The sequence below is a fragment of the Pseudonocardia sp. TRM90224 genome (assembly GCF_021245725.1).
Classification (GTDB): Bacteria; Actinomycetota; Actinomycetes; order Mycobacteriales; family Pseudonocardiaceae; genus Pseudonocardia.
Window position 1 is genome coordinate 172,739 of record NZ_JAJGSX010000006.1, and the last position, 23,189, is coordinate 195,927.

General features: G+C 72.5%; 18 protein-coding genes. 14 read left to right on the forward strand and 4 right to left on the reverse strand.

Annotated elements, in window-relative coordinates; all coding sequences use genetic code 11:
* Positions 1-13: 13 nt before the first annotated feature.
* A complete protein-coding gene (locus tag LL648_RS11430; RefSeq protein WP_232662474.1) occupies positions 14-1,378 on the reverse strand; it encodes a mycothione reductase in 1,365 nt (454 codons plus the stop codon).
* Between the two features lie 65 nt (positions 1,379-1,443).
* Between LL648_RS11430 and LL648_RS11435 the strand changes: the two genes are divergently transcribed.
* From LL648_RS11435 to LL648_RS11445, 3 genes are all read left to right on the forward strand, one after another.
* A complete protein-coding gene (locus LL648_RS11435; RefSeq protein ID WP_232662475.1) occupies positions 1,444-1,908 on the forward strand; it encodes a GNAT family N-acetyltransferase in 465 nt (154 codons plus the stop codon).
* 141 nt (positions 1,909-2,049) lie between these two features.
* Positions 2,050-2,574, forward strand: a complete 525-nt coding sequence (locus LL648_RS11440) for a LapA family protein (protein ID WP_232662476.1) — start codon at positions 2,050-2,052, stop codon at positions 2,572-2,574.
* Between the two features lie 8 nt (positions 2,575-2,582).
* Entirely contained in the window at positions 2,583-3,683 is a 1,101-nt protein-coding gene (locus LL648_RS11445) for a class I tRNA ligase family protein (RefSeq protein ID WP_232662477.1), read from the forward strand.
* A 6-nt stretch (positions 3,684-3,689) separates the two neighbouring features.
* Here LL648_RS11445 and LL648_RS11450 read toward each other — a convergent pair whose 3' ends face one another.
* Entirely contained in the window at positions 3,690-5,006 is a 1,317-nt protein-coding gene (locus tag LL648_RS11450) for a DEAD/DEAH box helicase (RefSeq protein WP_374112028.1), read from the reverse strand.
* Between the two features lie 387 nt (positions 5,007-5,393).
* Positions 5,394-6,350 carry a serine protein kinase RIO gene (locus LL648_RS11455; protein WP_232662478.1) on the reverse strand — a complete coding sequence of 319 codons (957 nt, stop codon included), beginning with the start codon at positions 6,348-6,350 and terminating at the stop codon, positions 5,394-5,396.
* Positions 6,351-6,681: 331 nt separating this feature from the next.
* Here LL648_RS11455 and LL648_RS11460 point away from each other — a divergent pair, with 331 nt between their 5' ends.
* A complete protein-coding gene (locus tag LL648_RS11460) occupies positions 6,682-8,142 on the forward strand; it encodes an MFS transporter (protein ID WP_232662479.1) in 1,461 nt (486 codons plus the stop codon).
* Positions 8,143-8,668: 526 nt separating this feature from the next.
* Here LL648_RS11460 and yaaA read toward each other — a convergent pair.
* On the reverse strand, positions 8,669-9,418 hold the full coding sequence (gene yaaA, locus LL648_RS11465; RefSeq protein WP_232662480.1) for a peroxide stress protein YaaA: 750 nt from the start codon (positions 9,416-9,418) through the stop codon (positions 8,669-8,671).
* A 178-nt stretch (positions 9,419-9,596) separates the two neighbouring features.
* Between yaaA and LL648_RS11470 the strand changes: the two genes are divergently transcribed.
* From LL648_RS11470 to LL648_RS45155, 10 genes are all read left to right on the forward strand, one after another.
* Entirely contained in the window at positions 9,597-10,910 is a 1,314-nt protein-coding gene (locus LL648_RS11470; protein ID WP_232662481.1) for a bifunctional o-acetylhomoserine/o-acetylserine sulfhydrylase, read from the forward strand.
* Positions 10,907-12,049, forward strand: coding sequence for a homoserine O-acetyltransferase MetX (metX, locus tag LL648_RS11475; RefSeq protein WP_232662482.1), 1,143 nt, complete (start codon positions 10,907-10,909; stop codon positions 12,047-12,049). Before LL648_RS11470 ends, metX begins: the two co-directional genes overlap by 4 nt.
* 257 nt (positions 12,050-12,306) lie before the next feature.
* Positions 12,307-12,915, forward strand: coding sequence for an FHA domain-containing protein (locus LL648_RS11480; RefSeq protein ID WP_232662483.1), 609 nt, complete (start codon positions 12,307-12,309; stop codon positions 12,913-12,915).
* A 73-nt stretch (positions 12,916-12,988) separates the two neighbouring features.
* Positions 12,989-16,207 carry a Kelch repeat-containing protein gene (locus tag LL648_RS11485; RefSeq protein ID WP_308190297.1) on the forward strand — a complete coding sequence of 1,073 codons (3,219 nt, stop codon included), beginning with the start codon at positions 12,989-12,991 and terminating at the stop codon, positions 16,205-16,207.
* A 165-nt stretch (positions 16,208-16,372) separates the two neighbouring features.
* Positions 16,373-17,047 (forward strand): RibD family protein, encoded by a 675-nt coding sequence (locus LL648_RS11490; protein WP_232662484.1) that lies wholly within the window; start codon positions 16,373-16,375, stop codon positions 17,045-17,047.
* Positions 17,044-17,490, forward strand: a complete 447-nt coding sequence (locus tag LL648_RS11495; protein WP_232662485.1) for a dCMP deaminase — start codon at positions 17,044-17,046, stop codon at positions 17,488-17,490. The genes LL648_RS11490 and LL648_RS11495 overlap by 4 nt, the downstream gene beginning before the upstream one ends.
* 42 nt (positions 17,491-17,532) lie before the next feature.
* On the forward strand, positions 17,533-19,272 hold the full coding sequence (locus tag LL648_RS11500) for a proline--tRNA ligase (RefSeq protein ID WP_232662486.1): 1,740 nt from the start codon (positions 17,533-17,535) through the stop codon (positions 19,270-19,272).
* A 93-nt stretch (positions 19,273-19,365) separates the two neighbouring features.
* Positions 19,366-20,943 (forward strand): hypothetical protein, encoded by a 1,578-nt coding sequence (locus tag LL648_RS11505; protein ID WP_232662487.1) that lies wholly within the window; start codon positions 19,366-19,368, stop codon positions 20,941-20,943.
* Between the two features lie 2 nt (positions 20,944-20,945).
* On the forward strand, positions 20,946-21,383 hold the full coding sequence (locus LL648_RS11510; RefSeq protein WP_232662488.1) for a hypothetical protein: 438 nt from the start codon (positions 20,946-20,948) through the stop codon (positions 21,381-21,383).
* Positions 21,384-23,183 carry an FHA domain-containing protein gene (locus LL648_RS45155; RefSeq protein ID WP_232662489.1) on the forward strand — a complete coding sequence of 600 codons (1,800 nt, stop codon included), beginning with the start codon at positions 21,384-21,386 and terminating at the stop codon, positions 23,181-23,183.
* The last annotated feature ends 6 nt before the right edge of the window (positions 23,184-23,189 follow it).

Consider the following 23,189-nt stretch of genomic DNA (forward strand, 5'->3'; position numbering starts at 1 on the left):
GGGCGGCGCGGGGTTACAGGTCCAGGCCCAGGAGTGCGTTCTCCACGACCTCGGGCAGCCCCGGGTGGATCCAGTACTGCCCGGTTGCCATCTCCCGCGCGCCGAGGCCGAACGACATGGCCTGGATGAGGGGTTGGATGACGGTCGAGGCCTGCGCGCCCATCACGTGCGCGCCGAGCAGTCGCCCCGTGCCGCGCTCGGCGATGATCTTGCAGAAGCCGATGGTGTCCTCCATCGCCCACCCGTAGGCGACGTCGCCGTACGTCTGGATCTTGATCGTGCAGTCGTGGCCGGCCGCGCGGACCTCCGCCTCCGTCATGCCCACGCTCGCGATCTGCGGGTACGTGAACACCGCCGATGGGACGAAGCGGTGGTCCGTGCGCCGCGGCGCGTCGGGGTGCAGGAGGTTGTGCGCGACCACCTTGGCCTCGTGGTTCGCCACGTGCTTGAGCTGGAACGGCGAGCTGACGTCACCGAGGGCGAAGATCCCGTCGACGGTGGTGCGCTGCTGGTCGTCGACGACGACCCGGCCGTCGGGGTGCTGCATGACGCCGGTGCGGGCCACGTCGAGGTGGTCGGCGTTGGGCACCCGCCCGGTGGCGACGAGCAGCATGTCGCCGCGCACCACCGAGCCGTCGGTCAGCTCGACGGCGACCTCCGTGGCGTCGCCGGTGACCCGCAGGATCTGGCGGCCGCGGTGCAGGTCCCAGCGGTCGGCGGCGATCGCGGTGAACCGCTCGGACACGGTCTCGTCCTGGCCGCGCAGCATCCGGTCGCCCCGCAGCACCATCGAGACCCGGGTGCCCAGCGCGGAGAACACGTGCGCGAACTCCGCGGCGATGTACCCGCCGCCGACGATCACCAGGCGCTCGGGGAGGTCGGGGATGCGCATGATCGTGTCCGACGTGTGGAACGGCACGCCGGAGCGCTCCACCGGCTCGGGGATGCTGGGCCGGCTCCCCGCCGCGATGACGATCCGGTCGGCGGTGAACTCGGGGCCGCCGTCGATGCGCAGCCGCTTCTGCCCGGTGAAGCGGGCGTGCCCCTCGTACACGGTCACGTTGGGGGAGCGGTCGACGCGGTACTCCCGCCCGCCGGCCGAGATGGGGTCGATGCGGCCGAAGACCCGGTCGCGGATGTCGCGCCAGCGCACCTTGTCGATGCTCGCGTCGACGCCGTAGCGGGCGGAGATCCGCACCAGCTGCGCGAGGTCGGCCGGGTAGACGTACATCTTCGTCGGGATGCAGCCCACGTTCAGGCACGTGCCGCCGAACACGCCGTGCTCGACGAGCGCGACGTCGAGGTGGTCGAACCTGCCGTCGACGATCGAGTTCCCGGAGCCGGTACCGATGACGACGAGATCGTGGTGGTGGGACACATGACGAGGCTACGTGGGCGCCGCGCGACCCGGCCGAGACGTAAGGGATCTGGTAGATGTCTCTGATGACCGAGTCGACGACGGCCACCGTCCACCGCGCCTGGGCGGCCGATCTCGACCCCGCCACCCTCTACGAGCTGCTCCGGCTGCGGGTCGAGGTGTTCGTCGTCGAGCAAGCCTGCCCGTACGGCGAGCTGGACGGGCGCGACCTCGAGGACGCCGCGCGGCACTACTGGCTGGTGGGCCACCACGGCAACCCGGCGCCGGTCCTCGGGTACGTGCGGCTGCTGCGGGAGGCCGAGGACGAGTTCCTCATCGGGCGGCTCTGCACGGCCCGGACGGCACGTGGGCACGGACTCGGCCGTCAGCTGATGGAGGCCGCGCTCGCCGAGGTCGGCGACGCCACCTGCCTGCTGCACGTCCAGGAGCACCTCGCCGGTTTCTACCAGGCCTTCGGCTTCGTGATCAGCGGCGATTCGTACGTTTGGGAAGGTGTTTCGCGCGTTCCGATGCGCCGTGAGGGGCGCTGATCGGTCCTGGGAGCGCCCTAGCGAGTCCACGCGCTCCGCAGGATGGTGGACATCGGCCGAGTCCTGCTTTCCTGCAGGCCAACGTGCGGGATACTTCGCGCCGACGCGAGCGCAGCAAGGAGCCGAATCGATGAGTGGGCGATGAGCGAGGACCCGACGCGGGCGACGGCGATCCCGTCCGACCTGCCGACGCACGGCCGGGTCGGCCCGGCCGATCCGCATGCCGACCCGGCAACCGACCCGAACATGCGACCGGTCCGGTTCGACGACGCCGAGGGGCCGACGGTGCCGACCAAGGCCGACCGGCACAAGCGTGAACGGGCCGCACCGGATCATGAGGACGACGACCGGCCGGTCGTCGAGAACGACACCACGCAGGAGCTGGAACGGGAGCAGCCGAAGGAGCCGCCGGCTGTCACGAGGTCGCGCACCGGCGGCCTGTGGACAGGGCTCATCCTCTCGGCGCTGGTGCTGCTGCTCCTGCTGATCTTCATCCTGCAGAACAGCGCACCGATGCAGATCACGTTCCTGGCGTTCACCGGCTCGCTGCCGACGGGGGTCGCGCTGCTCTTCGCGGCGATCGCCGGGCTGCTGCTCGTCGCGATCCCCGGTGGCCTGCGGATGATGCAGCTGCGCCGCGCCGCCCGCCGCGGCTCCAGGCATTGATGGCGCCGATGCTGACGATCGGTGGCCGCCCGCTCCCGGTGGTGGGCAGGGCACGCATGTACGTCTGCGGCATCACGCCGTACGACACGACCCACCTCGGCCACGCCGCGACGTTCGTGTGGGCCGACGTGGCCGCGCGTGTGCTGCGGCACCTCGGCGTCGACGTCGAGGTCTGCCGCAACGTCACCGATGTCGACGACGTCCTCGACGCGGCGGCGGCCAGCAGCGGCGCGCGGCCCGACAGCTTCGCCGCCGTGCAGCAGTTCCGCTTCGACCGCGACATGGCGGCGCTCGGCGTCCGGCGGCCCGTGCACGAGCCGCGGGCGCACAACCACGTCGGGCAGGTGGTGACGCTGGCCGCCGCGCTGCTGGAGAGCGGCGCGGCCTACCTGCGGGGCGGGACGATCTGGTTCCGCGGCGACGACGTCCCGGCGCGCGCCGGGCTGGACACGGCCGCGGCGGCCGAGCTTGCCGCGGAGTTCGGGCACCGGTTCGACGCCGACGCCGAGGGGCCGGCCGACGTGCCGCTCTGGCGCGCCGCGCGGCCCGGTGAGGCCGCGTGGCCGAGCCCGTGGGGCGAGGGCCGGCCGGGATGGCACGCCGAGTGCGCCGCGATGGCGCTGACGACGTTCGGGCCCTCGCTCGACCTGCACGCGGGCGGCGCCGACCTGCGGTTCCCGCACCACGCATACGAGTCGGCGATGGCGGAGGCCGTCACGGGGGTGCGGCCGTTCGCCCGCGCGTGGATGCATGTGGGGACCGTGCGGTACGAGGGCGCGAAGATGGCCAAGTCGACCGGCAACCTCGTGCTCGTCTCCGACGTGCTGGCGGACCACCCGGCGGCCGCGCTGCGTTTGCTGCTGGTCGACCGGCAGTGGGCTCGTGAATGGGACTACGAGCCGGCCGGTCTCGACGCCGCCGCGGCGCGGCTGGAGCGGCTCTACGCGGTGGCCGCACGCGGGTTGGGGGAGACCGGGAGCGCGGCGGAGACCGTCACGGCTGCGCTGCTGGCCGACCTCGACGTGCCGAGGGCACTGGACGTCGCCGAGGAGGCGGGCGGCGATGCCGCCCGCCTCGTGCTCTCGATGTTGGGACTCGCGCTCGCCTAGGGTCTGTCAGGCGGCGCGGCGGCCGTTCGGCCGGCCGCTGCGGTTGCCGTTGCCGCCGTAGCCGCCGCCGTTGCCGCTGCCACCATTGCCACCGCCGCGCCGGCGGCGCCCGCCGTTGCCCCGCGGTGCCTGCGCCGGCTTGGGCGCCTCGACGATCGGCACCCCCGACGGGGGCCGGGCGCCGGTGATCGCGGTCAGCGCGGCGGTGCCCGGTGCGACGTCGGTGTGCGTGGCGCGGACCCCGGCGAGCCGGGTGAGCCGCTCCACGTCGCGCCGCTCCGGCGCGGTGACCATCGTGACGACCGTGCCGGAGTCGCCGGCCCGCGCGGTGCGGCCCGCGCGGTGCAGGTAGTCCTTCGGGTCGGCCGGCGGGTCGACGTGCACGACGAGGCTGACGTCGTCGATGTGGATGCCGCGTGCGGCGACGTCCGTCGCGACGAGCACGGGCGTGCGCCCCTCCTTGAACTCGGCGATCGCCCGGTTGCGTGCGTTCTGCGCCTTGCCACCGTGCAGCGCGCCCGCGGCCACACCTTCCCTGCGGAGGGTCTTCACCAGCCGGTCGACGCCGTGCTTGGTGCGCACGAACAGGATCGTGCGCCCCTCGCGGGCGGCGATCTCGGCGACGATCCGCGGCTTCGCGGCGGTGTCGACGTGCAGCACGTGGTGGTCCATCGTCGAGACCGAACCGGTCGGGGGCGCGACCGAGCGGGTCACCGGGTCGGTCAGGTACTGGCGGACCAGCGTGCCGACGTCGCCGTCGAGCGTTGCGGAGAACAGCAGCCGCTGCCCGTCGCGCGGGGTGAGGTCGAGGATGGCCCTGACCTGGGGCAGGAACCCCATGTCGGCCATCCGGTCGGCCTCGTCGATCGCGGTGACCGTCACCGCCGAGAGGTCGGCGGTGCGCTGGTTGGTGTGGTCGGTCAGCCGGCCCGGAGTGGCGACCAGCAGGTCGACCCCACGCTGCAGGTCGGCGGCCTGCCGGTTGAACGACATCCCTCCGACGACCGCGGCGGTGGTCAGCCCGAGCGCCTTCGCGTACGGCACGAGCGCGTCGACGACCTGCTGCGCGAGCTCGCGGGTCGGGACGAGCACGAGCCCACGCGGCTGGCGTGCGCGGGCGCGCCCGCCGGCCAGCCGCGAGAGCAGGGCCAGCCCGAAGGCGAGCGTCTTGCCGGAGCCGGTCTGGCCACGGCCGAGCAGGTCACGCCCTTCGAGCGTGACGGGCAGGGTGGCCGCCTGGATCGGGAACGGCTCGGTGAAGCCGCCGGCCTCGAGCGCGCGGAGCACCGGGGCGGGCAGCCCCAGCTGCTCGAACGACGGCATGCCGGTGGCCGGCACCGTCCAGGTCTCCTCCGGCGGCATCGTGGTCGCGGTGGCGAGCACGGGAGCGCCGGCGCCGCGGCCGCGGCTCCGGGTCGAGCTGGGGCGTCCGCGGCCGGTGCGGCGCGGGCGCGAGTTCGCCGGGAATGCCGAGCCGGATGTCGGCGCAGCACGGCGAGAAGTCGGGGATGACAAGCGAACCTCCGTGACGTGGCACGTCACACGGAGAAACAGCGCCGAGATGACGGCGGCTGGGATCTCGACGGGACGAGCCCGGGCGCGGTCGTCGCGCCCTGAAATGAGAACTGCGGGAGCGCCGCGGGACGGTGGCCGGCGAGCGCTTGATCGATTCTAGCCCAGTGCTCGCCGACCACCGCCCCTTCGGTGCGGCTATTGCTGTGACATCGGTATCGCCTGTGGCATTCCCACCTCCACACGAAGATCTTCGAGGAGGCTCTCCGGATCACCGGCCGCCGCGGGCAGGCCCTTCGCGAGGAACCACTCGCCGATCCGGCGGACGTCCCGGGCCAGGAACTCCGGTCCCTGCGGGTTGCCGATCACGTCCACGACCTGCGGAAGGTCGATCAGGACGAGCCTCCCGTCGTGGACGAGCAGGTTGTACGCGGAGAGGTCGCCGTGGGTGAGCCCGTGGCGGGCCAGCCCGAGCAACGCCTCGGTCAACTGGTGCCAGAGATCACACAGCTCGTCCTCCTCGGGGCGCAGCTGCGCGAGCCGCGGCGCCGCAGTGCCGTCGAGGCTGCCGAGGAACTCCAGCAGCAGCTCCGTGCCGTGCACCTGGACGGGGTACGGCACGGCGATCCCGTCGACCCACAGGCGGGAAAGCGCCGCGAACTCGGCGCCCGCCCACTGGCCGGCGAGGATGTCGCGACCGAACGCCGTGCGGTTCGCCATCGCCCGCATCTCGCGGGAGCGGCGCACGCGGCGACCCTCCAGGTAGCCGGCATCGCGGTGGAACATGCGGTGCTCCGCCGTCCGGTAGCGCTTCGCCGCCATGAGCGTGCGGCGACCGGTGCCGGGAACGGCACGTTCGAGCAGGTGGACGTCGGCCTCCTTGCCGGTCTTGACCACGCCGAGCTCGGTGTCGACAGCGGCGTGTTCGGTGATCACCCAGCCGGGCCGTGGTTCCGGGCCGTGTTGGGCGCCGTCCCACGTCGACCAGCGGTCGCCTTCCGGCGGACCGTCCGGCTCGACGCCATCACGCTCGTCGAGCGCGCTGAGGTCGCCACCGGCGGGTGCCTGGCGGCCGCGGCGAGGTGCTTCTTCGTCGTCGAAGCGGCCTTTGCGCCGCTTGCGGGGTGGTTCTGGGTACGAGTCGTACTCGTGCAACGCAGGGTCTCCTGGGAGTGGGCCCCGCGGGAGGATCTCAGCGCGGGGCGGGAAGAGGACGGGTGCGGGACACGTCCGTGACAGGCGCGTACACGTGGCACCTCCTCGCTTCCGCCGCTGCGCGGCTCCGTGTTGCGTCGCGGTACACCGTGCCGGACCGCTCCTGCGGGTCGCAACCCAATTACGCGAGTCGGGGCGCACACGCGCGCGAGTCGGGGCGCGAGCGTGTGCGAGTCGGGGTCGCCGCGCGCCCGGCTGGGTCCGACTCGCGCACGGGGTGGGCCCGACTCGCGGGCTCCCGCGGCGATGTCGCGGGCGCTAGGTTTCGTCCGTGCCAGCGGAGGGGCGTCCGTCGACGGGCGCGGTCACGTTCGGGCTCGTGGGCTTCCTGTTCGTCGTCGAGATCGTCAGCGGCATCCTGCAGGGCTACTACGTGCCGTTGATCAGCGATCTGGTCGTGCACCTCGGGATCCACGACGCCGACTTCAACTGGTTCGAGGCGGCGCAGTTGCTGGTCTCGGCGCTGGTCGTGCCCGTGCTGGCCAAGCTCGGCGACATGTACGGCCACAAGCGGATCCTGCTGGTGTCCACGGCCGTGACGGCCGCCGCGAGCTGGTGGATGGCGTTCGCCGGCAGCTTCTGGACGTTCCTGCTGGCCTTCGCGTTGCAGGGGTTCTACGTGGTGTGGCTCCCGCTGGAGGTCGCGCTGATCTTCGACCGGGGGAGGCGGACCGACCGCGCGGCCAGCCAGACCCGCCGGGCGGCCGCGTTCCTGGTCCTGGCGCTGGAGCTGGGCGCGATCATCGGCGCGTTGGGCGGCGCGCAGGCGTTCACCGCGCTGGGCGGCGACGTCGCCGTCACGCTCGCATTGCCGGCCATCGCCGTGACGCTGGTGTTCTTCGTGATCCTCTTCGGCGTGCCGGAGTCGGAGCCCTTGCCCGGCCGGACGCTCGACGCTCGCGGGTTCGTGCTGCTCACCCTCGCGCTGCTGCTGATCACGTCGGGGCTGACGTTCCTGCGCATCAACGGGCCGGCCACGTGGTGGGTGTGGGCGACCGTGCTTATCGGGATCGCGGTGTTCGTCCCGTTCGGGCGCCACGAGCTGCGCCACCCCGACCCCGCGATCGATCTGCGGGTGCTGCGCAGCCCCGCGATGTGGCCGGTGCAGCTGACGGCGGGCCTGGTCGGGATCAGCATCCTCGGCGCGCAGGCGCCGCTCTCGACCTACGCCGGCACCGATCCCGCGCTCGGGTACGGGCTCGGCCTCGGCGTCCAGGAGCGGTCGGTCCTGATCGGGCTCTACGTCGTGCTCATGGTCCCCGGAGCGCTGCTGTTCCCGGTGTTCTCGCGCTTGCTGACGCCGCGGGTGGCGCTGATCGGCGCGACGTTCCTCGTCGGCATCGGGTACAGCCTGTTCCTGCCGTTCCACCTGGAGACGTGGCAGGTGTTCCTCAACATGGGTGTTGCCGCGGTGGGCACGGGAGCGCTGGTGGCGGCGCTCCCGGCGGCCGCGGCGGCGGCCGCGCCCCGCGGCCGGACCGGCATGGCGGCGGGCCTCACCAACACCACCAAGACCGTCGGCGGCTCGTTCGCCTCGGCCGTCTTCGGCGTGGTGCTGCTGACCGGGCTGGCGTCCGCGGCCGGTACGGCCGCCAGCCTGTCCGGCTACATGATCGTCTGGACGATCTGTGGAGCGAGCGCCCTCGTCGCGGGAGCGGTGCTATTCGTGGTGCCGCCGACAGCGTTCTCCGACGCGGCGCCGGAGCCGGAGAGCCACGCGCATCACGCCTGAGCGGACCGTCGACAACGACGTTCTGGCTGTTTGTGAGCGCTAACAACAGCCAAAACGTCGTTGCCGACGCCTAAGGCAACCTCTGCGAGAACACGACGAGGTCTGCGCGGTCGGGGGCGCGTCGGCGTGCCCGCCACCCACAGGGGCCCACCCGCCGCGAATCCACCCAACGAACCAACCCGCAGACACGCGACCCACCCGCCAAACGCGCGACTCACCGCTCCGAATTGCGCGACTCACCGCTCCCAGACGCGCGACTCGCCCGCCGAAATGCGCGACTCACCCGCTGGGACGTGGGATTCGCCGTGCCGGAGGTGCCGACTCACCGTGCTGAAAGTGTCGACTCACTGCTCCGGAACGCGCGACTCACTCGCCCGCCTCGACTCGCTCACGGCCTGGCCCCGACTCGCGCACGGCGTTGCCGCGACTCGTCTGCTCGATCTGGGCTAAGCGTCGACAACGACGTTATGGCTGTTTGTGAGCGCTCACAACAGCCATTTCGTCGTTGTCGACGGTCCGGCTGGCGTCATGCCGGGATGATGATCTCCAGTGATGTGGGGTTCGGGCGTTCCACCCGCATTCCCGCTCTGCGGGCGAGCGTCGCCACCGCCCCGGCGTCGGCGGGTTCGGCGCGCGTGCCGGCGAGCAGCCGCGCCAGCCGACCCTTGTGCGCCTTGTTGAAGTGGCTCACCACCGAGCGCTGCCCGTCGGGCCGCTCGGCGAGCACGTTGACCCGCACCGCGCCCGGCACGCGCGCCAGCGCCGCGTAGGAGCCGGAGCGCAGGTCGACGACCAGCTCGTCGGCGGCGATCCCGGCCAGCACGGGCTCCAGCACCGGCTTCCACGCTGCGGCGAGCGTGCCGCGTCCGGGCAGCGCGGAGCCGGCGGAGAGGCGGTAGGCGGGCACATCGTCGCCCGCCCGCAGCAGCCCGAACAGCGCCGACCCGACGGCGAGCCGCGACCACGCCCGTTCGGCGGCCGCGCCGCGCAGCGACCGGACGTCGAGCGCGTCGTAGAGCACACCCGTGTAGCGCAGCAGCGCCGGCATCGTCGGGGCGGTCAGCAGCGCCGCGTTGCGCGCGATCTCGCCGTGCTGCTTCTCCGAGATGTCCAGCGCCGCCCGGCTCGCCTCGACGTCACCCGACAGTTCGACCAGGTCGGCCACCAACTCCTTGCGGACGGCACCGAGCTCGGGATGCGAAAGCGATCCGAGCTGCAACGGAGGCCCTTCGCCGCCGTCCACCTTGGTCTCCGACGGGGGGAGCAGTACGAGCACGGTCCGAGGGTATCCATCGGGCGGTTGTGCAGCTGCGACCGGCCGATTACGTTCACTCGCGTGATCCGCCTCGTGGCACGCCGGCATGTCGACTTCATGCGGGTGACGAGCGCGACCTGTCGTCCCGGTCGCTAGGCCGACCCGCTCATCCCGTTTCATCCTTCTCAGGGAGACGACTGTGTCCGACACCCCAGACCCCACGGCCGGCTGGTCGTTCGAGACCAAGCAGGTGCACGCCGGCGCGACCTCCGACCCGACCACGGGCGCCCGCGCGACGCCGATCTACCAGACCACCTCGTACACGTTCCGCGACACCGACCACGCGGCGGCGCTGTTCGGGCTGGCCGAGCTGGGCAACATCTACACGCGGATCATGAACCCCACCCAGGACGTGCTGGAGCAGCGCGTCGCGGCGCTCGAAGGCGGCATCGGCGCGGTGGCGTTCGCGTCGGGGCAGGCCGCGCAGACGCTCGCGATCCTCAACATCGCCGAGGCCGGCGACCACTTCGTCTCCAGCGCCTCGCTGTACGGCGGCACGTACAACCTCTTCCACTACACGCTGCCCAAGCTGGGCATCGAGGTGACGTTCGTCGACGACCCCGACAACCTCGACGACTGGCGCGCCGCGGTCCGGCCCAACACGAAGCTGTTCTACGCCGAGACGCTGGGCAACCCGCGCGCCAACGTCCTCGACGTGCGGGCGGTCGCCGACATCGCGCACGAGGTCGGGGTGCCGCTCGTCGTGGACAACACGATCCCGACGCCGTACCTGCTGCGCCCGATCGAGCACGGCGCCGACGTCGTGGTGCACTCGGCGACGAAGTTCCTCGGCGGCCACGGCACCGCGATCGGCGGCGTCGTGGTCGACTCCGGCAACTTCGCGTGGGGCGACCACGCCGAGCGCTTCCCCGGCCTGACCACGCCGGACCCCAGCTACCACGGCCTCAACTACTGGGACGCGCTCGGCCCGCTGTCCTACCTGATCAAGCTGCGCGTGCAGCTGCTGCGGGACATCGGCCCGGCGATCTCACCACAGAACAGCTTCTTGCTGATCCAGGGCATCGAGACGCTGTCGCTGCGGATCGAGCGGCACGTGCAGAACGCGCAGGCGCTGGCCGAGTGGTTGGAGGCGCGCGACGAGGTGGAGCAGGTGCACTACGCGGGCCTCCCGTCGAGCCGGTGGTACGAGGCGGGGCAGAAGTACCTGCCGCGCGGCGCCGGCGCCGTCGTGGCGTTCGAGATCACCGGCGGCGTCGAGGCCGGCAAGCGGTTCGTCGACGCGCTGGAGCTGCACAGCCACCTCGCCAACATCGGCGACGTGCGCAGCCTCGTGATCCACCCGGCGAGCACCACCCACAGCCAGCTCTCCGGCGAGGAGCAGCTGGCGACGGGCGTCACGCCGGGGCTGGTGCGGCTGTCGGTCGGCCTGGAAGGCATCGAGGACATCAAGGCCGACCTCGACGCCGGCTTCCGGGCTGCCAAGGGCGCGTGACCACGCTCCACGCACCCCTCCCTCCCGCCAGCGGTGCCTGGCGGGAGGGGGATCCGCCGGGCCGCAGGCGATGGGTGGCGCTGCCCGGCCCCCTCCCGCTCGAAGCCGGCGGGGAGCTGCCCGGCGTCCGCATCGCGTACGAGACGTGGGGCGAACTGAACGCCGACGCATCCAACGCGGTGCTCGTGCTGCACGCGCTCACCGGCGACAGCCACGTCACCGGCGCCGCCGAACCGGGCCACCCGACCGCGGGGTGGTGGGACGCGCTGATCGGGCCCGGCCGGGCGCTCGACCCCCGCGACTGGTTCATCGTCGCCCCGAACGTCGTCGGGGGCTGCCAGGGCAGCACCGGACCGTCGTCGGCCGCGCCGGACGGGCGGCCGTGGGGGAGCCGGTTCCCGCTGGTCACGGCCCGCGACACGGTTTCGGCGGAGGTCGTGCTCGCCGACGAGCTCGGCGTGGCGAGCTGGGCGTGCGTCGTCGGCGGCTCGATGGGCGGGATGCGCGCGCTGGAGTGGGCGGCGACGCAGCCGGAGCGCGTGCGCAGGCTGTTTCTGCTCGCGTCCCCCGCGGCGACCTCGGCCGACCAGATCGGCTGGGCCGCCCCGCAGATCGCCGCGATCCGCAGCGACCCCGGCTGGCGCGGCGGCGACTACCACGACGCCCCGCCCGGGCAGGGGCCGCACGCCGGCCTGGGCATCGCCCGGCGCATGGCGCACCTCAGCTACCGCAGCGCCTTCGAGCTGGCCGAGCGGTTCGGCCGGCAGCCGCAGACCGGCGAGGACCCCTGGACCGGCGGCCGCTACGCGGTCGAGTCCTACCTCGACCACCACGCCGCGAAACTCGTCCGCCGCTTCGACGCCGGCTCCTACGTCCGGCTCACCGAGATGATGAACGCGCACGACGTCGGTCGCGGCCGCGGTGGCGTCGCAGCAGGGTTGGCGCTGGTACAGGCCGAGACGATGGTCGCGGGGATCAGCTCCGACCGCCTCTACCCGCTCGAGCAGCAGGCCGAGCTGGCCGCGCACATCCCGCTCGCGGGTGAGCTGCGGGTGATCGATTCCCCGTACGGGCACGACGGGTTCCTCATCGAGGCCCCGACCGTCGGTGGGCTGCTGGGGGCGCTCCTACACCGCTGAGGTGCGCAAAACGTCCCGAGGTTCTGCGTACTTGCACGGTTGTGGAGCGTGCAACTACGCAAAATGATGGGAATGTGTTCGGGCAGTGCTCGCCGCTGATCGGGTCAACTATCTGGCCCGACCGTGTGCGAGCCTGGGATCGTGACCCATCCGGTACGGGGAGCGATGTATCCGGTCGGGAGGTAACCCGCTCTCCATCTGGTGCGATTGAACTGTGGGTGGGACGCAGCAGCGCGTCCACCCGAGAAGGTGGTGTGATGAACGCGTTCCTCGAGGTGTGGCGACCAGCCGGGGCGGATCTGTTCCAACTCGACTCGGAGCGCATCACCGTGGGCCGAGCGGCCGGCAACGACATCGTGCTGGCCGACGACGGGCAGGTCTCCAGGGTGCACGCCGTGCTGGAGAAGCTCGCCGGCACCTGGAGCGTGCGCGACGTCAGCTCCCGCAACGGGACCTTCGTGAACGGCACCCGGGTGTCGGGTGAGGCCCGCCTCGGCGCGGGCGACGAGCTGCGGATCGGGCGCACCCGCATCGTCCTGCGCGCGGAGCGGGTCGCCGACGACCCCGGCATGACGGAGGCGCAGTCGCCACCCCCGCAGCTCACCCCGCGCGAGAGGGACGTCCTGATCGCGCTGTTCAAACCGATGACGGGTGCAGAGATGTTCACCGAACCGGCCTCGACACGTCAGATCGCCCAGGCGCTGTGGGTCTCCGAGGCTGCGGTCAAGCAGCACCTCTTGCGGCTCTACGACAAGTTCGGGGTCGGCGGGGAGGGCGAGCGCAGGCGCACCCGCCTCGCGAACGAGGCGCTGCGTCGCGGCGCGATCACGCTGGCCGAGGTCCGCGCCGCAGAGCAGAAGGGCTGACCGCCGTGCGCCCCCGGCGAGGCACCACCGCGCAGCTCGGCCACCGTGATCGCGCAGTGCGCGGGAGCGCGGCGTGAACACCGAGCAGGGCCCCGCTCCCACGGCGGGCGGGCGTCCGGCGGTTGTGGTCGACCTGGCCAGGGCCGGGTTCGTCGACGCGGTCGAGGTCGGCAGGGGCGGGTTCGGCGTCGTCTTCCGGTGCCACCAGGAGGCGCTCAACCGGACGGTTGCGGTGAAGCTGCTGCACACCGACCTCGACACGGTGAGCCGGGAACGCTTCTTCCGCGAGGGCAGGGCGATGGGTGGGCTCTCCGGCCACCCCAACGTCGTCGACGTCCTGCAGGTCGGGGTCACCGACAGCGGCCGGCCCTACATCGTGATGCCGTTCCAGTCGCTCGACTCGCTGGCGGCGCGGGTGCGCCGCGACGGCCCGATCGGGTGGACGGAGGCCGTCCGCCTCGGGGTGCGGCTCGCCGGGGCGCTGGAGAGCGCCCACCGGGTCGGCACCCTGCACCGCGACGTGAAGCCGGCCAACATCCTGCTCTCCGACTACGGCGAGGCGCAGCTCACCGACTTCGGCATCGCTCGCATCGAGGGCGGCTTCGAGACCGCGACCGGCGCCTTCACCGGCTCGCTCTCCTACACGGCCCCCGAGGTGCTCAACGGGCACCCGCCGACGCCCGCCTCGGACATCTACGGCCTCGGCGCCGCGCTGTTCTCGATCATCGCGGGGCGAGCGGCCTTCGAGCGCCGCGAGGGCGAGGAGATCATCGCCCAGTTCCTGCGCATCACCGGGCAGCCCATCCCCGACCTGCGCGGCCACGGCGTGCCCGACGAGCTGTGCGCCGTGCTCGAACAGGCCATGGCGAAGAACCCGGCCGAGCGACCGGCGTCCGCCGAGGCGCTCGGGCACGAGCTGCAGGAGGTCCAGCGTGCGGCCGGCCTCCCGGTCGCCGAGATGGCGCTGCCGGTGAAGGCCCGCCCCACCACCACCGACGACGACCTGACGGAGGCCGCCGGGCCCGACGATCGCTCGCCGCGCCGCGTCTCCGGGCCGCTCCCGCTGGTCGACCGGCCGTGGACACCGGTGGCGCCGTTGCCGCGGCCGGACCGGTCGTCCACCTCGAACCCGTCGGTCGAGACCGGCAACTTCGGGCGCCCCGGCAACACGGGCGGTTCCGGCAACACCGGCAATACCGGGGGATCCGGTGCGGAAGTCGCCACCACCGCGTTGCCGCGCCAACCGAGCCCGAGCCCGCGCCCGGCAGCTCCGACGACCCAGGCCCCGACCCAGGCCCCGACGGAGGCGCTGCCACCGGTTGCGCCACCGCCGACGACCGGCAACGGGTCGGCTCCGCAGCCGTCGCCCGACCGGCGCCGCAGGCTCCCGGTGATGGCCGCGATCATCACCGCCGTCGCGCTGCTGGCCTCGCTGACCGTCGCCGGCGTGTTCGTGCTGCGGGGCCGCTCGACGGTGGACACGCCGCCGCTCGTGGACCCCGGTCCGCCCGCGGTCACCGAGATGGTGCCGCCCAGCGCGTGGCGGCCGCTGCGCGATTCACCGACCCCGCGCCAACAGGTTGCGACCACCGTCGCCGACGGCACCTTGTGGGTGCTCGGCGGGCTCACCGACGACGGCGCGAGCACCGTCGTCGAGGGCTTCGACCCGGCGATCAACACCTGGAAGACGAGCCCCATCCCGCTGCCGGTCGCCCTGCACCACGCCATGGCGGCGACCTACCGCGGCGAGATCCTCGTGCTCGGCGGCTGGCAGCCCGTCGGCGCCGACCTCATCGGGATCAGCTCGAACAAGGTGTACTCGCAGACCGGCGGCAGCTGGCTCGAACGTCCCGCGATGCTCAGCCCGCGGGTCGCCGGCGGCGCCGTCGTGATCGGCGACCGGATCATCGTCACCGGTGGGCAGGCCAACGGGCAGCTCGTGCCGACCACCGAGATCTACGACGGCGAGAAGTGGACGAGGGGCCCGGACATCCCGACCCCGCGCGAGCACCTCGCGCTGGTCACCGACGGCACCTACGCGTACGCCATCGGCGGGCGCAACCTCAACGCCAACAGCAACAGCGACGCCGTCGAGCGCTACGACCCGGTGGCGAACAAGTGGGAGAAGCTCGCGTCGCTCCCGACCCCGCGCGGCGGGATCGGCGCGGCCGTCGCCGACGGGCGGATCGTCGTCGTCGGGGGCGAGACGCCCACCACCGTGATGAACGACGTCGACGCGTTCGACATCGCGTCGGGCACGTGGTCGCCGATGCCGAAGCTGCCCACCCCGCGGCACGGCGCCGCGGTGGGCGCGGTCGGCAAGACGATCTACGCGCTCGACGGTGCCGTGAAGCCGAGCCACAAGGCGTCGGTGCCGACCGTGGAGGCGTTCGACGTCCCGCCGCGGCGGCTGCAGCCCGCGCCCGCGTGGCGTGCGGTGAAGGACGCCCCGGTGGCGCGCCAGTTCACCGGCTCCGCGGTGGTCGACGGCACGATGTGGGTGGTCGGCGGGCTCAAGGCCGGCGACGCGACCGCGGAGGTCTACGCGTACGTCCCGGGCATCGGCAACTGGCAGCAGGGCCCCGACCTGCCGATCCCGCTGCACCACACGGCCGCCGTCAACTACAAGGGCGAGCTGTGGGTGCTCGGCGGGTGGACGCCGAAGAACGGCAACTCCTCCGGCGAGGTCACCCCGAAGGTCTTCGCGCTGCGCGACGGGAAATGGGTGGAGCAGCCCCCGCTGCTCCGGCCGCGCGTGGCCGGTGCGGCGGCCGTGGTCGGCGACAAGATCGTCGTGGTCGGCGGGCAGGACGGCAACCAGGGGCTCATCCCCGTCACCGAGGTGTTCGACGGCAAGACCTGGGTCGATGCCGCCCCGGTCCCGACCCCGCGCGAGCACCTCGCCGCGGCCACGGACGACAAGTACGTCTACGCCGTCGGCGGCCGCGACCTCTCGTCGAGCAAGAACACGGGCGCGTTCGAGCGGTTCGACCCCACGACGGGGGCCTGGGAGAAGCTGCCCGCCATGCCGATGGCCCGCGGCGGCGCCGGCGCGGCCTTCTTCGACGGGCGGATCATCGTCGCCGGCGGCGAGGAACCCACCCGCGTGCTCGACACCGTCGAGTCCTTCGACCTCGACACCGGCGCGTGGCGCACCCTCGCGCCGCTCAAGGTCGCCCGGCACGGCATGGCCGTCGCGACGGTCGGCAACTCCGTCCTGGCCGTCAACGGCGCCCAACGCCCGACGCACCAGCAGTCGGCCTCGGTCGTGGAGGCGCTCGACTTCGGGTGACCGCTCACCCCCGACCCCGGCCGGCCGGCCGGGTGGCGGGGTGCCGGGAAAGCCACTTTACCGGCCTGTGGCGCCGGGAAAGTGGCTTTCCAGGCAACGCGTGCGGAACGCACGCAACCCAGCCCCGATGATCGCCCGCCCCCGCGCTGGGGGAGTATCGGGCGCGTGACAGCGCGCCCGTTCGTGCTGCTCTCGGTCGCGATGTCGATCGACGGCTGCATCGACGACACCTCGCCCGACCGGCTCGTCCTCTCCGATGCCGCCGATCTGGACCGGGTCGACGAGGTCAGGGCCGGGGTCGACGCGATCCTCGTCGGTGCGACGACGTTGCGTCGCGACAACCCGCGGCTGCTGGTCCGGTCCGAGGAGCGCCGCGCCGCGCGGGTCGCCCAGGGTCGGCCGGTCGATCTGGTCAAGGTGGTGCTGAGCGGCAGCGGCGACCTCGATCCCGAGGCCCAGTTCTTCACCACCGGCACCGCCGAGAAGATCGTCTACGTCGCCGAGGGCGTGCGGGACACGACGGCGGAGCGCCTCGGCCCCGCCGCGACCGTCGTCGCCGCCGGTGATCCGCTGGACGTCCGCGAGGTGCTCGCCGACCTGCACCGCCGCGGGATCGGGCGGGTCATGGTCGAGGGCGGCACGAGCATGCACACGCTGTTCCTCGCCGCCCGCGCGGTCGACGAGATCCAGCTCGTCGTCGCACCGTTCTTCGTCGGCGACGCCGAGGCGCCCCGGTTCGTCGGGCCGGGTGACCTGCCCCGCCACGGCCTCACGCTCGCCGAGGCCCGGCCGATGGGCGACCACGTGCTGCTGCGCTACACCCTGGACGGCTCGGCATGACGACCGACGAGGCCCTGCTCGCCCGGGCCGTCGCGCTCGCCGAGCGCTGCCCGCCCTCGGAGACGGCCTTCTCGGTCGGGGCGCTCGTCGTGGGTCCGGACGGCGCGGTGCTCGCCGACGGCTGGTCGCGCCGCCGCGGCGGCAGCGAGCACGCGGAGGAGTCGGCGCTCGCCGATCTCGGCGACGGCTGGCAGGCGCCTGCGGGCACGACGGTCTACAGCTCGCTCGAACCGTGCAGCCGCCGCGCCTCCCGCCCGCTGACCTGCACGCAGCTGATCCTCGCCGCCGGCGTCACCAGGGTCGTCTTCGCGTGGCGCGAGCCGCCGACGTTCGTGGAAGGCGCCGGTGCGGAGCTGCTGCACGCCGCCGGGGTGGAGGTCGTCGAGCTGCCGGCCTTCGCCGACGCGGCACGGAAACCGAACCGGCATTTGCTCGACCGGTAACCGGGAGCAACCGGTGTCGGAGGGCGCCGATACCCTCTTGGCGTGTTGACCCGGATGTCGTCGCTGTTCCTGCGGACCCTTCGTGAGGACCCGGCCGACGCGGAGGTACCGAGCCACAAGCTGCTCGCCCGCGCCGGCTACGTCCGCCGTGTCGCCCCGGGCATCTATTCGTGGCTGCCGCTGGGCCTGCGGGTGCTGCGCGCGGTCGAGCAGGTCGTGCGCGAGGAGATGGACGCCATCGGCGCCCAGGAGATCCACTTCCCGGCACTGTTGCCGCGCGAACCGTACGAGGCGACGGGCCGCTGGACCGAGTACGGCCCCAACATCTTCCGGCTCAAGGACCGCAAGAACGCCGACTACCTGCTGGGGCCGACCCACGAGGAGCTCTTCGCGCTCACCGTGAAGGGCGAGTACAGCTCCTACAAGGACTACCCGGTCACGCTGTACCAGATCCAGACGAAGTACCGCGACGAAGCGCGACCCCGCGCCGGGATCCTGCGCGGCCGCGAGTTCGTCATGAAGGACTCGTACTCGTTCGACCTCACCGACGAGGGGCTGTCGGAGTCCTACGCCAAGCACCGCGCGGCCTACCAGAGGATCTTCGACCGGCTCGGTCTCGAGTACGTGATCGTCTCTGCGACGTCGGGCGCGATGGGCGGCTCCGCCTCCGAGGAGTTCCTCGCCATCGCCCCCACCGGCGAGGACACCTTCGTGCAGAGCCCCGGCGGCTACGCGGCGAACGTCGAGGCCGTCACCACCACGGCCCCGCCGGCGCGCGACGTCGATGGCCTCCCGGCCGCGCAGGCGCACCACACCCCGAACACCCCCACGATCGAGACGCTGGTCGATTTCCTGAACGGCGCCGGCCTCGGCCGCACCTTCACCGCGGCCGAGACGCTCAAGAACGTGCTGGTCAAGACGAAGACGCCCGGCGCGACGGAGTGGACGTTGCTCGGCGTCGGCGTCCCCGGCGACCGCGAGGTCGACATGAAGCGGTTGGAGGCGGCGCTGAGCCCCGCCGAGGTCGCGCTGCTCGACGAGGCCGATTTCGCCCGCCACCCGTTCCTGGTGAAGGGCTACATCGGCCCGGGCGCGCTCGCCGCCAACGGCGTGCGTTACGTCGTCGACCCGCGGATCGTGCCGGGCACGGCGTGGGTCACCGGCGCCGACAAGGCCGACCACCACGTCGTCGACCTCGTGTGCGGGCGCGACTTCACACCCGACGCCACGATCGAGGCCGCCGAGGTCAGGGAGGGCGACCCGGCCCCCGACGGCAGCGGCCCGCTCTCGGCCGCGCGCGGCATCGAGATCGGCCACGTGTTCCAGCTCGGCCGCAAGTACGCCGACGCGATGCAGCTCGACGCGCTCGGTCCCGACAGCAAGCCGATCCGGATCACCATGGGCTCGTACGGCGTCGGGGTCTCGCGGCTCGTCGCCGTCATCGCCGAGCAGAGCCACGACGAGCACGGCCTGGTGTGGCCGAAGGAGGTCACGCCGTTCGACGTGCACCTCGTGATCGCCGGCAAGAGCGAGGAGATCGTCGCCGGCGCCGAGCAACTGGCCGCCGAGCTCGACGCCGCGGGCCTGCAAGTTCTCCTCGACGACCGCAAAGCGTCGCCGGGGGTCAAGTTCGCCGATGCCGAGCTGATCGGGGTTCCCACGATCGTGGTGGCCGGGCGCGGGCTCGCGAGCGGCACGATCGAGGTCAAGGACCGGCGCAGCGGCGAACGTACGGAGGTACCGCTGGCCGACGCCGTCGCGCAGCTCAGCGGCAGGGGATAGCAGGGCGAAGGGTAACCGGACGAGGGCGTGATCGACTGTCGTCCGCCATGACAGCGGGCCGACAGAGGGTCGGCCGCGGGGGGAGCACGAGGAATGCGTGAGGACACGATCCAGCTGCCGGGGGCGGCTGTTGCCCCCGATCCGCCGCGGAACCAGGCGCCGCAACGCGGCGACCTGACGCAGGAGCTGCTGGAGACCGACTGGTGGAGCGACGACGCCGTCGCGCGTGCCGGCATCCCGGTCGTCGACGTGCCGTTCGTCTCGGTCGGTGGGGGGATCGGGTCGTTCGTCACGGTCGACTACCTGCGGATCTGCGGGGTGCCGACGTCGGCGATCAAGGTGCTGACCCAGCTGGAACACCCGTGGGAGAGCTACGAGTACCTGACGCGCGTCTCGCAGATCCCGCGCAAGGAGCGGCTGCGTTCCGATTCGGCGTCGTGCCCGGACAACATCTGGGGCTTCCCCAGCTATGCCGTCCGCGAGGCGATGGCCACGAAGTCGATCAAGCCGTTGTGGCACGTGCTGATGGAACCCATCTTCACCGACTACTGGACGCCGAAGGCAGGGCAGGCGTTCGAGTCGATGGAGAAGGAGTACCACCGCATCGCCTACCCGGAGACGGTCGTCAAGGGACAGGTCCGGATGGTGCGCAGGCGCATCGGCGGCGGCTACTTCACGATCCTGACCCCGCCGGAGGGTGCTGCGCCGACGCGCCGGATCGCCTACCGCAGCCGCTACGTGCACCTCGCCGTCGGGTACCCCGGGCTGAAGTTCCTGCCCGACCTGCAGGAGTACCGCGAGACGCACCGCGACTACGGCAGCGTGGTCAACGCCTACGAGCCGCACGAGCAGATCTACCAGCGGCTGCACGCGGCGCCGGGCACGGTGCTGGTGCGCGGCGGCGGGATCGTGGCATCGCGGGTGCTGCAGCGGTTGATCGACGACCGCGACGCCCGCGGGTTGCAGACCCAGATCCTGCACTCGTTCCGCACGTTCGTCACCGGTTCGCACGGCCCGAACATCTGGATGCGGCGCCGCGGCGGTGACGGTTGGGCGTACCAGGGCTTCAACTACCCGAAGTCGGTGTGGGGCGGCCAGCTCAAGGCCCGGGTGCGCAAGCTGGAGGGCCAGGCGAGGGCTGATCTGTACGGGCAGTTCGGCGGCACCAACACCCCGTGGCGGCGCAACTGGCAGCGGCAAATGCGCCGGGGTCGCCGCGAGCAGTGGTACCACCCGTTCCAGGGTGAGATCAGCTCACTGGCGCCCGGCCCGAAGGGCATGGTCAACGTCACGCTGACCACCCCGCAGGGCCCGCGGCAGTTCCAGGTGATCGCCGTCATCGACTGCACCGGTCTCGAGGCCGACATCCGCGAGCACCGCGTCTTCGCCGACCTGCTCGACCACGGCGGCGCCGGCCGCAACGTGCTCGGCCGCCTCGACGTCGAGCGCAGCTTCGAGATGCGCGGCACCCGCAGCGAACCAGGCCGGATGTACGCCTCCGGCAGCGCCACCAACGGCGGCTACTTCCCCGGTGTCGACACCTTCCTCGGCCTGCAGATCGCGGCGCAGGAGATCGCCGACGACCTCACCAAGCTGGGCTTCTGCGCCCCACTGGGTCCGCTCCGCTCCACCTCGCAGTGGTGGAAGTGGGCGCGGGGTAAGAGGATCTGACCGTGCTCCCCACGCTCAACGGGCGGATCCAGACCCGCATCTTCCTGCTGGTGGTCGTCGGCGGGATCTGGACGCTGCTCATCACCCCGGTGCTCCCGGTCGACCTGCCGCTGGCAGACCGCTACCGCGTCACGTTCATCGTGCTGCTCACGGTCCTCGTGTTCGGCATCGTCTGGGAGTTCATCTACCATTTCATCCAGCAGTTCCGGTGGGAGAAGGACTGGCCGACGCTTTTCGGGCTGGTCACGGCCGTCAACGAGGGCGCGCTGGTGTGGGTGCTGCTGGAGCTCGGCGTGGTGCCGGGGATCAGCAGCCCGGTCCCGCTGGGCGCGTACTTGTTGCAGTTCCTGACGACGTGGATAGTCGTGTGGCTGGTGGCGAACGGACCAATGAGGGTGCCGTTCATACACTGGAGGTTCCGCGGGGGGAGGCTGATCTAGGTGGGGTTCGACGTGCAGCGTGCTGTGGTCGTCGCCGGTGACGGCGTCGTCGCGCGGTTCCCTGGGGTGCTCTGCGTTGCGAGATGTCCCGATCCGGGACCGCTGCGGCACCTCCTGGAGCTGTGCGAGGAGACCTCGGGCGACAGCCCGGGCCGCACCCTCGCCAAGCGGCTGGCGTCGTGGCTCGCCGGCCCGGACGCCCCCGACGAGGAGCTCGTCTTCGGCACGGTCGCGGCCGCCGGTGAGCAGCTGGCCGTGTTCCTCGCCGGCCCCGTCTCGGTCGAGGTCGCCGGCAGTGGGCTCGCGCTCTCCGGCACCGACGCCGCATCGTGGACCGACCGGCTGCTGCCCCTCCCCGATTCGCCCGTCGTGCTCGCGCTCGCCGGTGTCGCGCCGCGGCCCGAGGTCGCGATCGACGTGCTCGACCTGCGCGGGGGCGCGGTGCCCGGCGCCGGCGTCGTCCTGCTGAACGGCCCGGCCGGCGGCGAGCAGGCCCACCCGCTCGCCGAGCGCGGCTCGCGGACGGTCGTGAAGCGGCCACCGCCCGAGAAGCGCAAGACCGGCGAGCAGCGGGTGGAGGCGCCGCGGCGCAGGCCGGAGATGGTGGCTCCCGCCCCGCCGGTCGAGTCGTGGCAGAACGAGCCGCTGGAGCCGTCCGTACCCGAGGGATTCTCGGCCGACGAGTGGTTCTCCAAGGAATCCGGCGGACCCTCGGCGCCCGACGGCAGCGACACCCGGACCCCGCCGGAGGCACTGCCGCGGATCGACCCGCTCACCGATCCCGGCCACGGCCACGGCAACGGGGTGAACGGCCTCAACGGTGTGCACGGCCTCAACGGGGTCAACGGCACGCACGGCGGCAGCAACGGCAGCGGTGCCAGCAACGCGAGCAACGGCGTCGGGCACACGCTGGGCGCCGAGGCACCGCCGCTCGCGAACTCCGGGCGCCACGCCGTGCTCGCCGAGTCCCTCCCTAAGATCAACGGCAGCGCGGTGCCCGAGCAGCAGTCCGCGGAACCGGTCGAGCAGACCCCGCCGGAGTGGGCGCCCGCGGAGCAGATCCCGGAGCAGATCCCGGAGCCGGTCGGGGCGCCGGGGCTGGACGCCGAGACCGAGCTCGCCGAGATCCCCGAGGCCTCGTCGGTGGCCAGCCCGCCGCGCGCGCCCCGGCGGGCCGAGGCGATCCTCGGTGTCGCGCCGGCAGAGCCAGTGCGCGCTCCGCTGGAGGACGGCAACCCGGTCGGCGCCCGCGGCGCCGTTGCCGCACCCGAGAGCCCCAACGGCCTCGATCCCAACGGCCTCGACAGCGGTGCCGTCCGCGACGACCAGCAGGCCCGTGGGCACCTCTGCGCACGCGGCCACCTCAACGACCCCCGCTCGCACTTCTGCGTGCTCTGCGGGATCCGCATGAACGAGCGCACCGGCGTGCTCGTCGTCGGCCAGCGTCCGCCGCTGGGTCTGCTCGTGTTCGACGACGGCGCCACCTACACCGTCGACGCCGAGTACCTCGTCGGCCGGATGCCGGAGGCCGACACCAGGGTCCGCTCGGGAGCGTTGCGCTCGATCGTCGTCGAGGACCGCTCGGGGGCCGTCTCCCGGGTGCACGCCGAGATCCGCATCAACGGGTGGGACGTGCTGATCACCGACTCCGGTTCGCGCAACGGCACGTTCATCGCCGGGCCGTCCGAGCCCGGCTGGACCCCGCTGCCGCCCGGCCGGCCCCGGCGCATGGTGCCGGGCACCCGCGTCCGGATGGGCGGGCGGACGTTCGTCTTCGAGTCACCGTCCGGGGTGCGTTGAGCGGTC

Bases quoted from the DNA above. Each gene is read 5' to 3' on its own strand.
- LL648_RS11435 (WP_232662475.1), top strand. From the start codon at position 1,444: ATGACCGAGTCGACGACGGCCACCGTCCACCGCGCCTGGGCGGCCGAT.
- LL648_RS11440 (WP_232662476.1), top strand. From the start codon at position 2,050: ATGAGCGAGGACCCGACGCGGGCGACGGCGATCCCGTCCGACCTGCCG.
- LL648_RS11445 (WP_232662477.1), top strand. From the start codon at position 2,583: ATGCTGACGATCGGTGGCCGCCCGCTCCCGGTGGTGGGCAGGGCACGC.
- LL648_RS11450 (WP_374112028.1), bottom strand. From the start codon at position 5,006: ATGCCGTCGTTCGAGCAGCTGGGGCTGCCCGCCCCGGTGCTCCGCGCG.
- LL648_RS11480 (WP_232662483.1), top strand. From the start codon at position 12,307: ATGAACGCGTTCCTCGAGGTGTGGCGACCAGCCGGGGCGGATCTGTTC.
- LL648_RS11495 (WP_232662485.1), top strand. From the start codon at position 17,044: ATGACGACCGACGAGGCCCTGCTCGCCCGGGCCGTCGCGCTCGCCGAG.
- LL648_RS11505 (WP_232662487.1), top strand. From the start codon at position 19,366: ATGCGTGAGGACACGATCCAGCTGCCGGGGGCGGCTGTTGCCCCCGAT.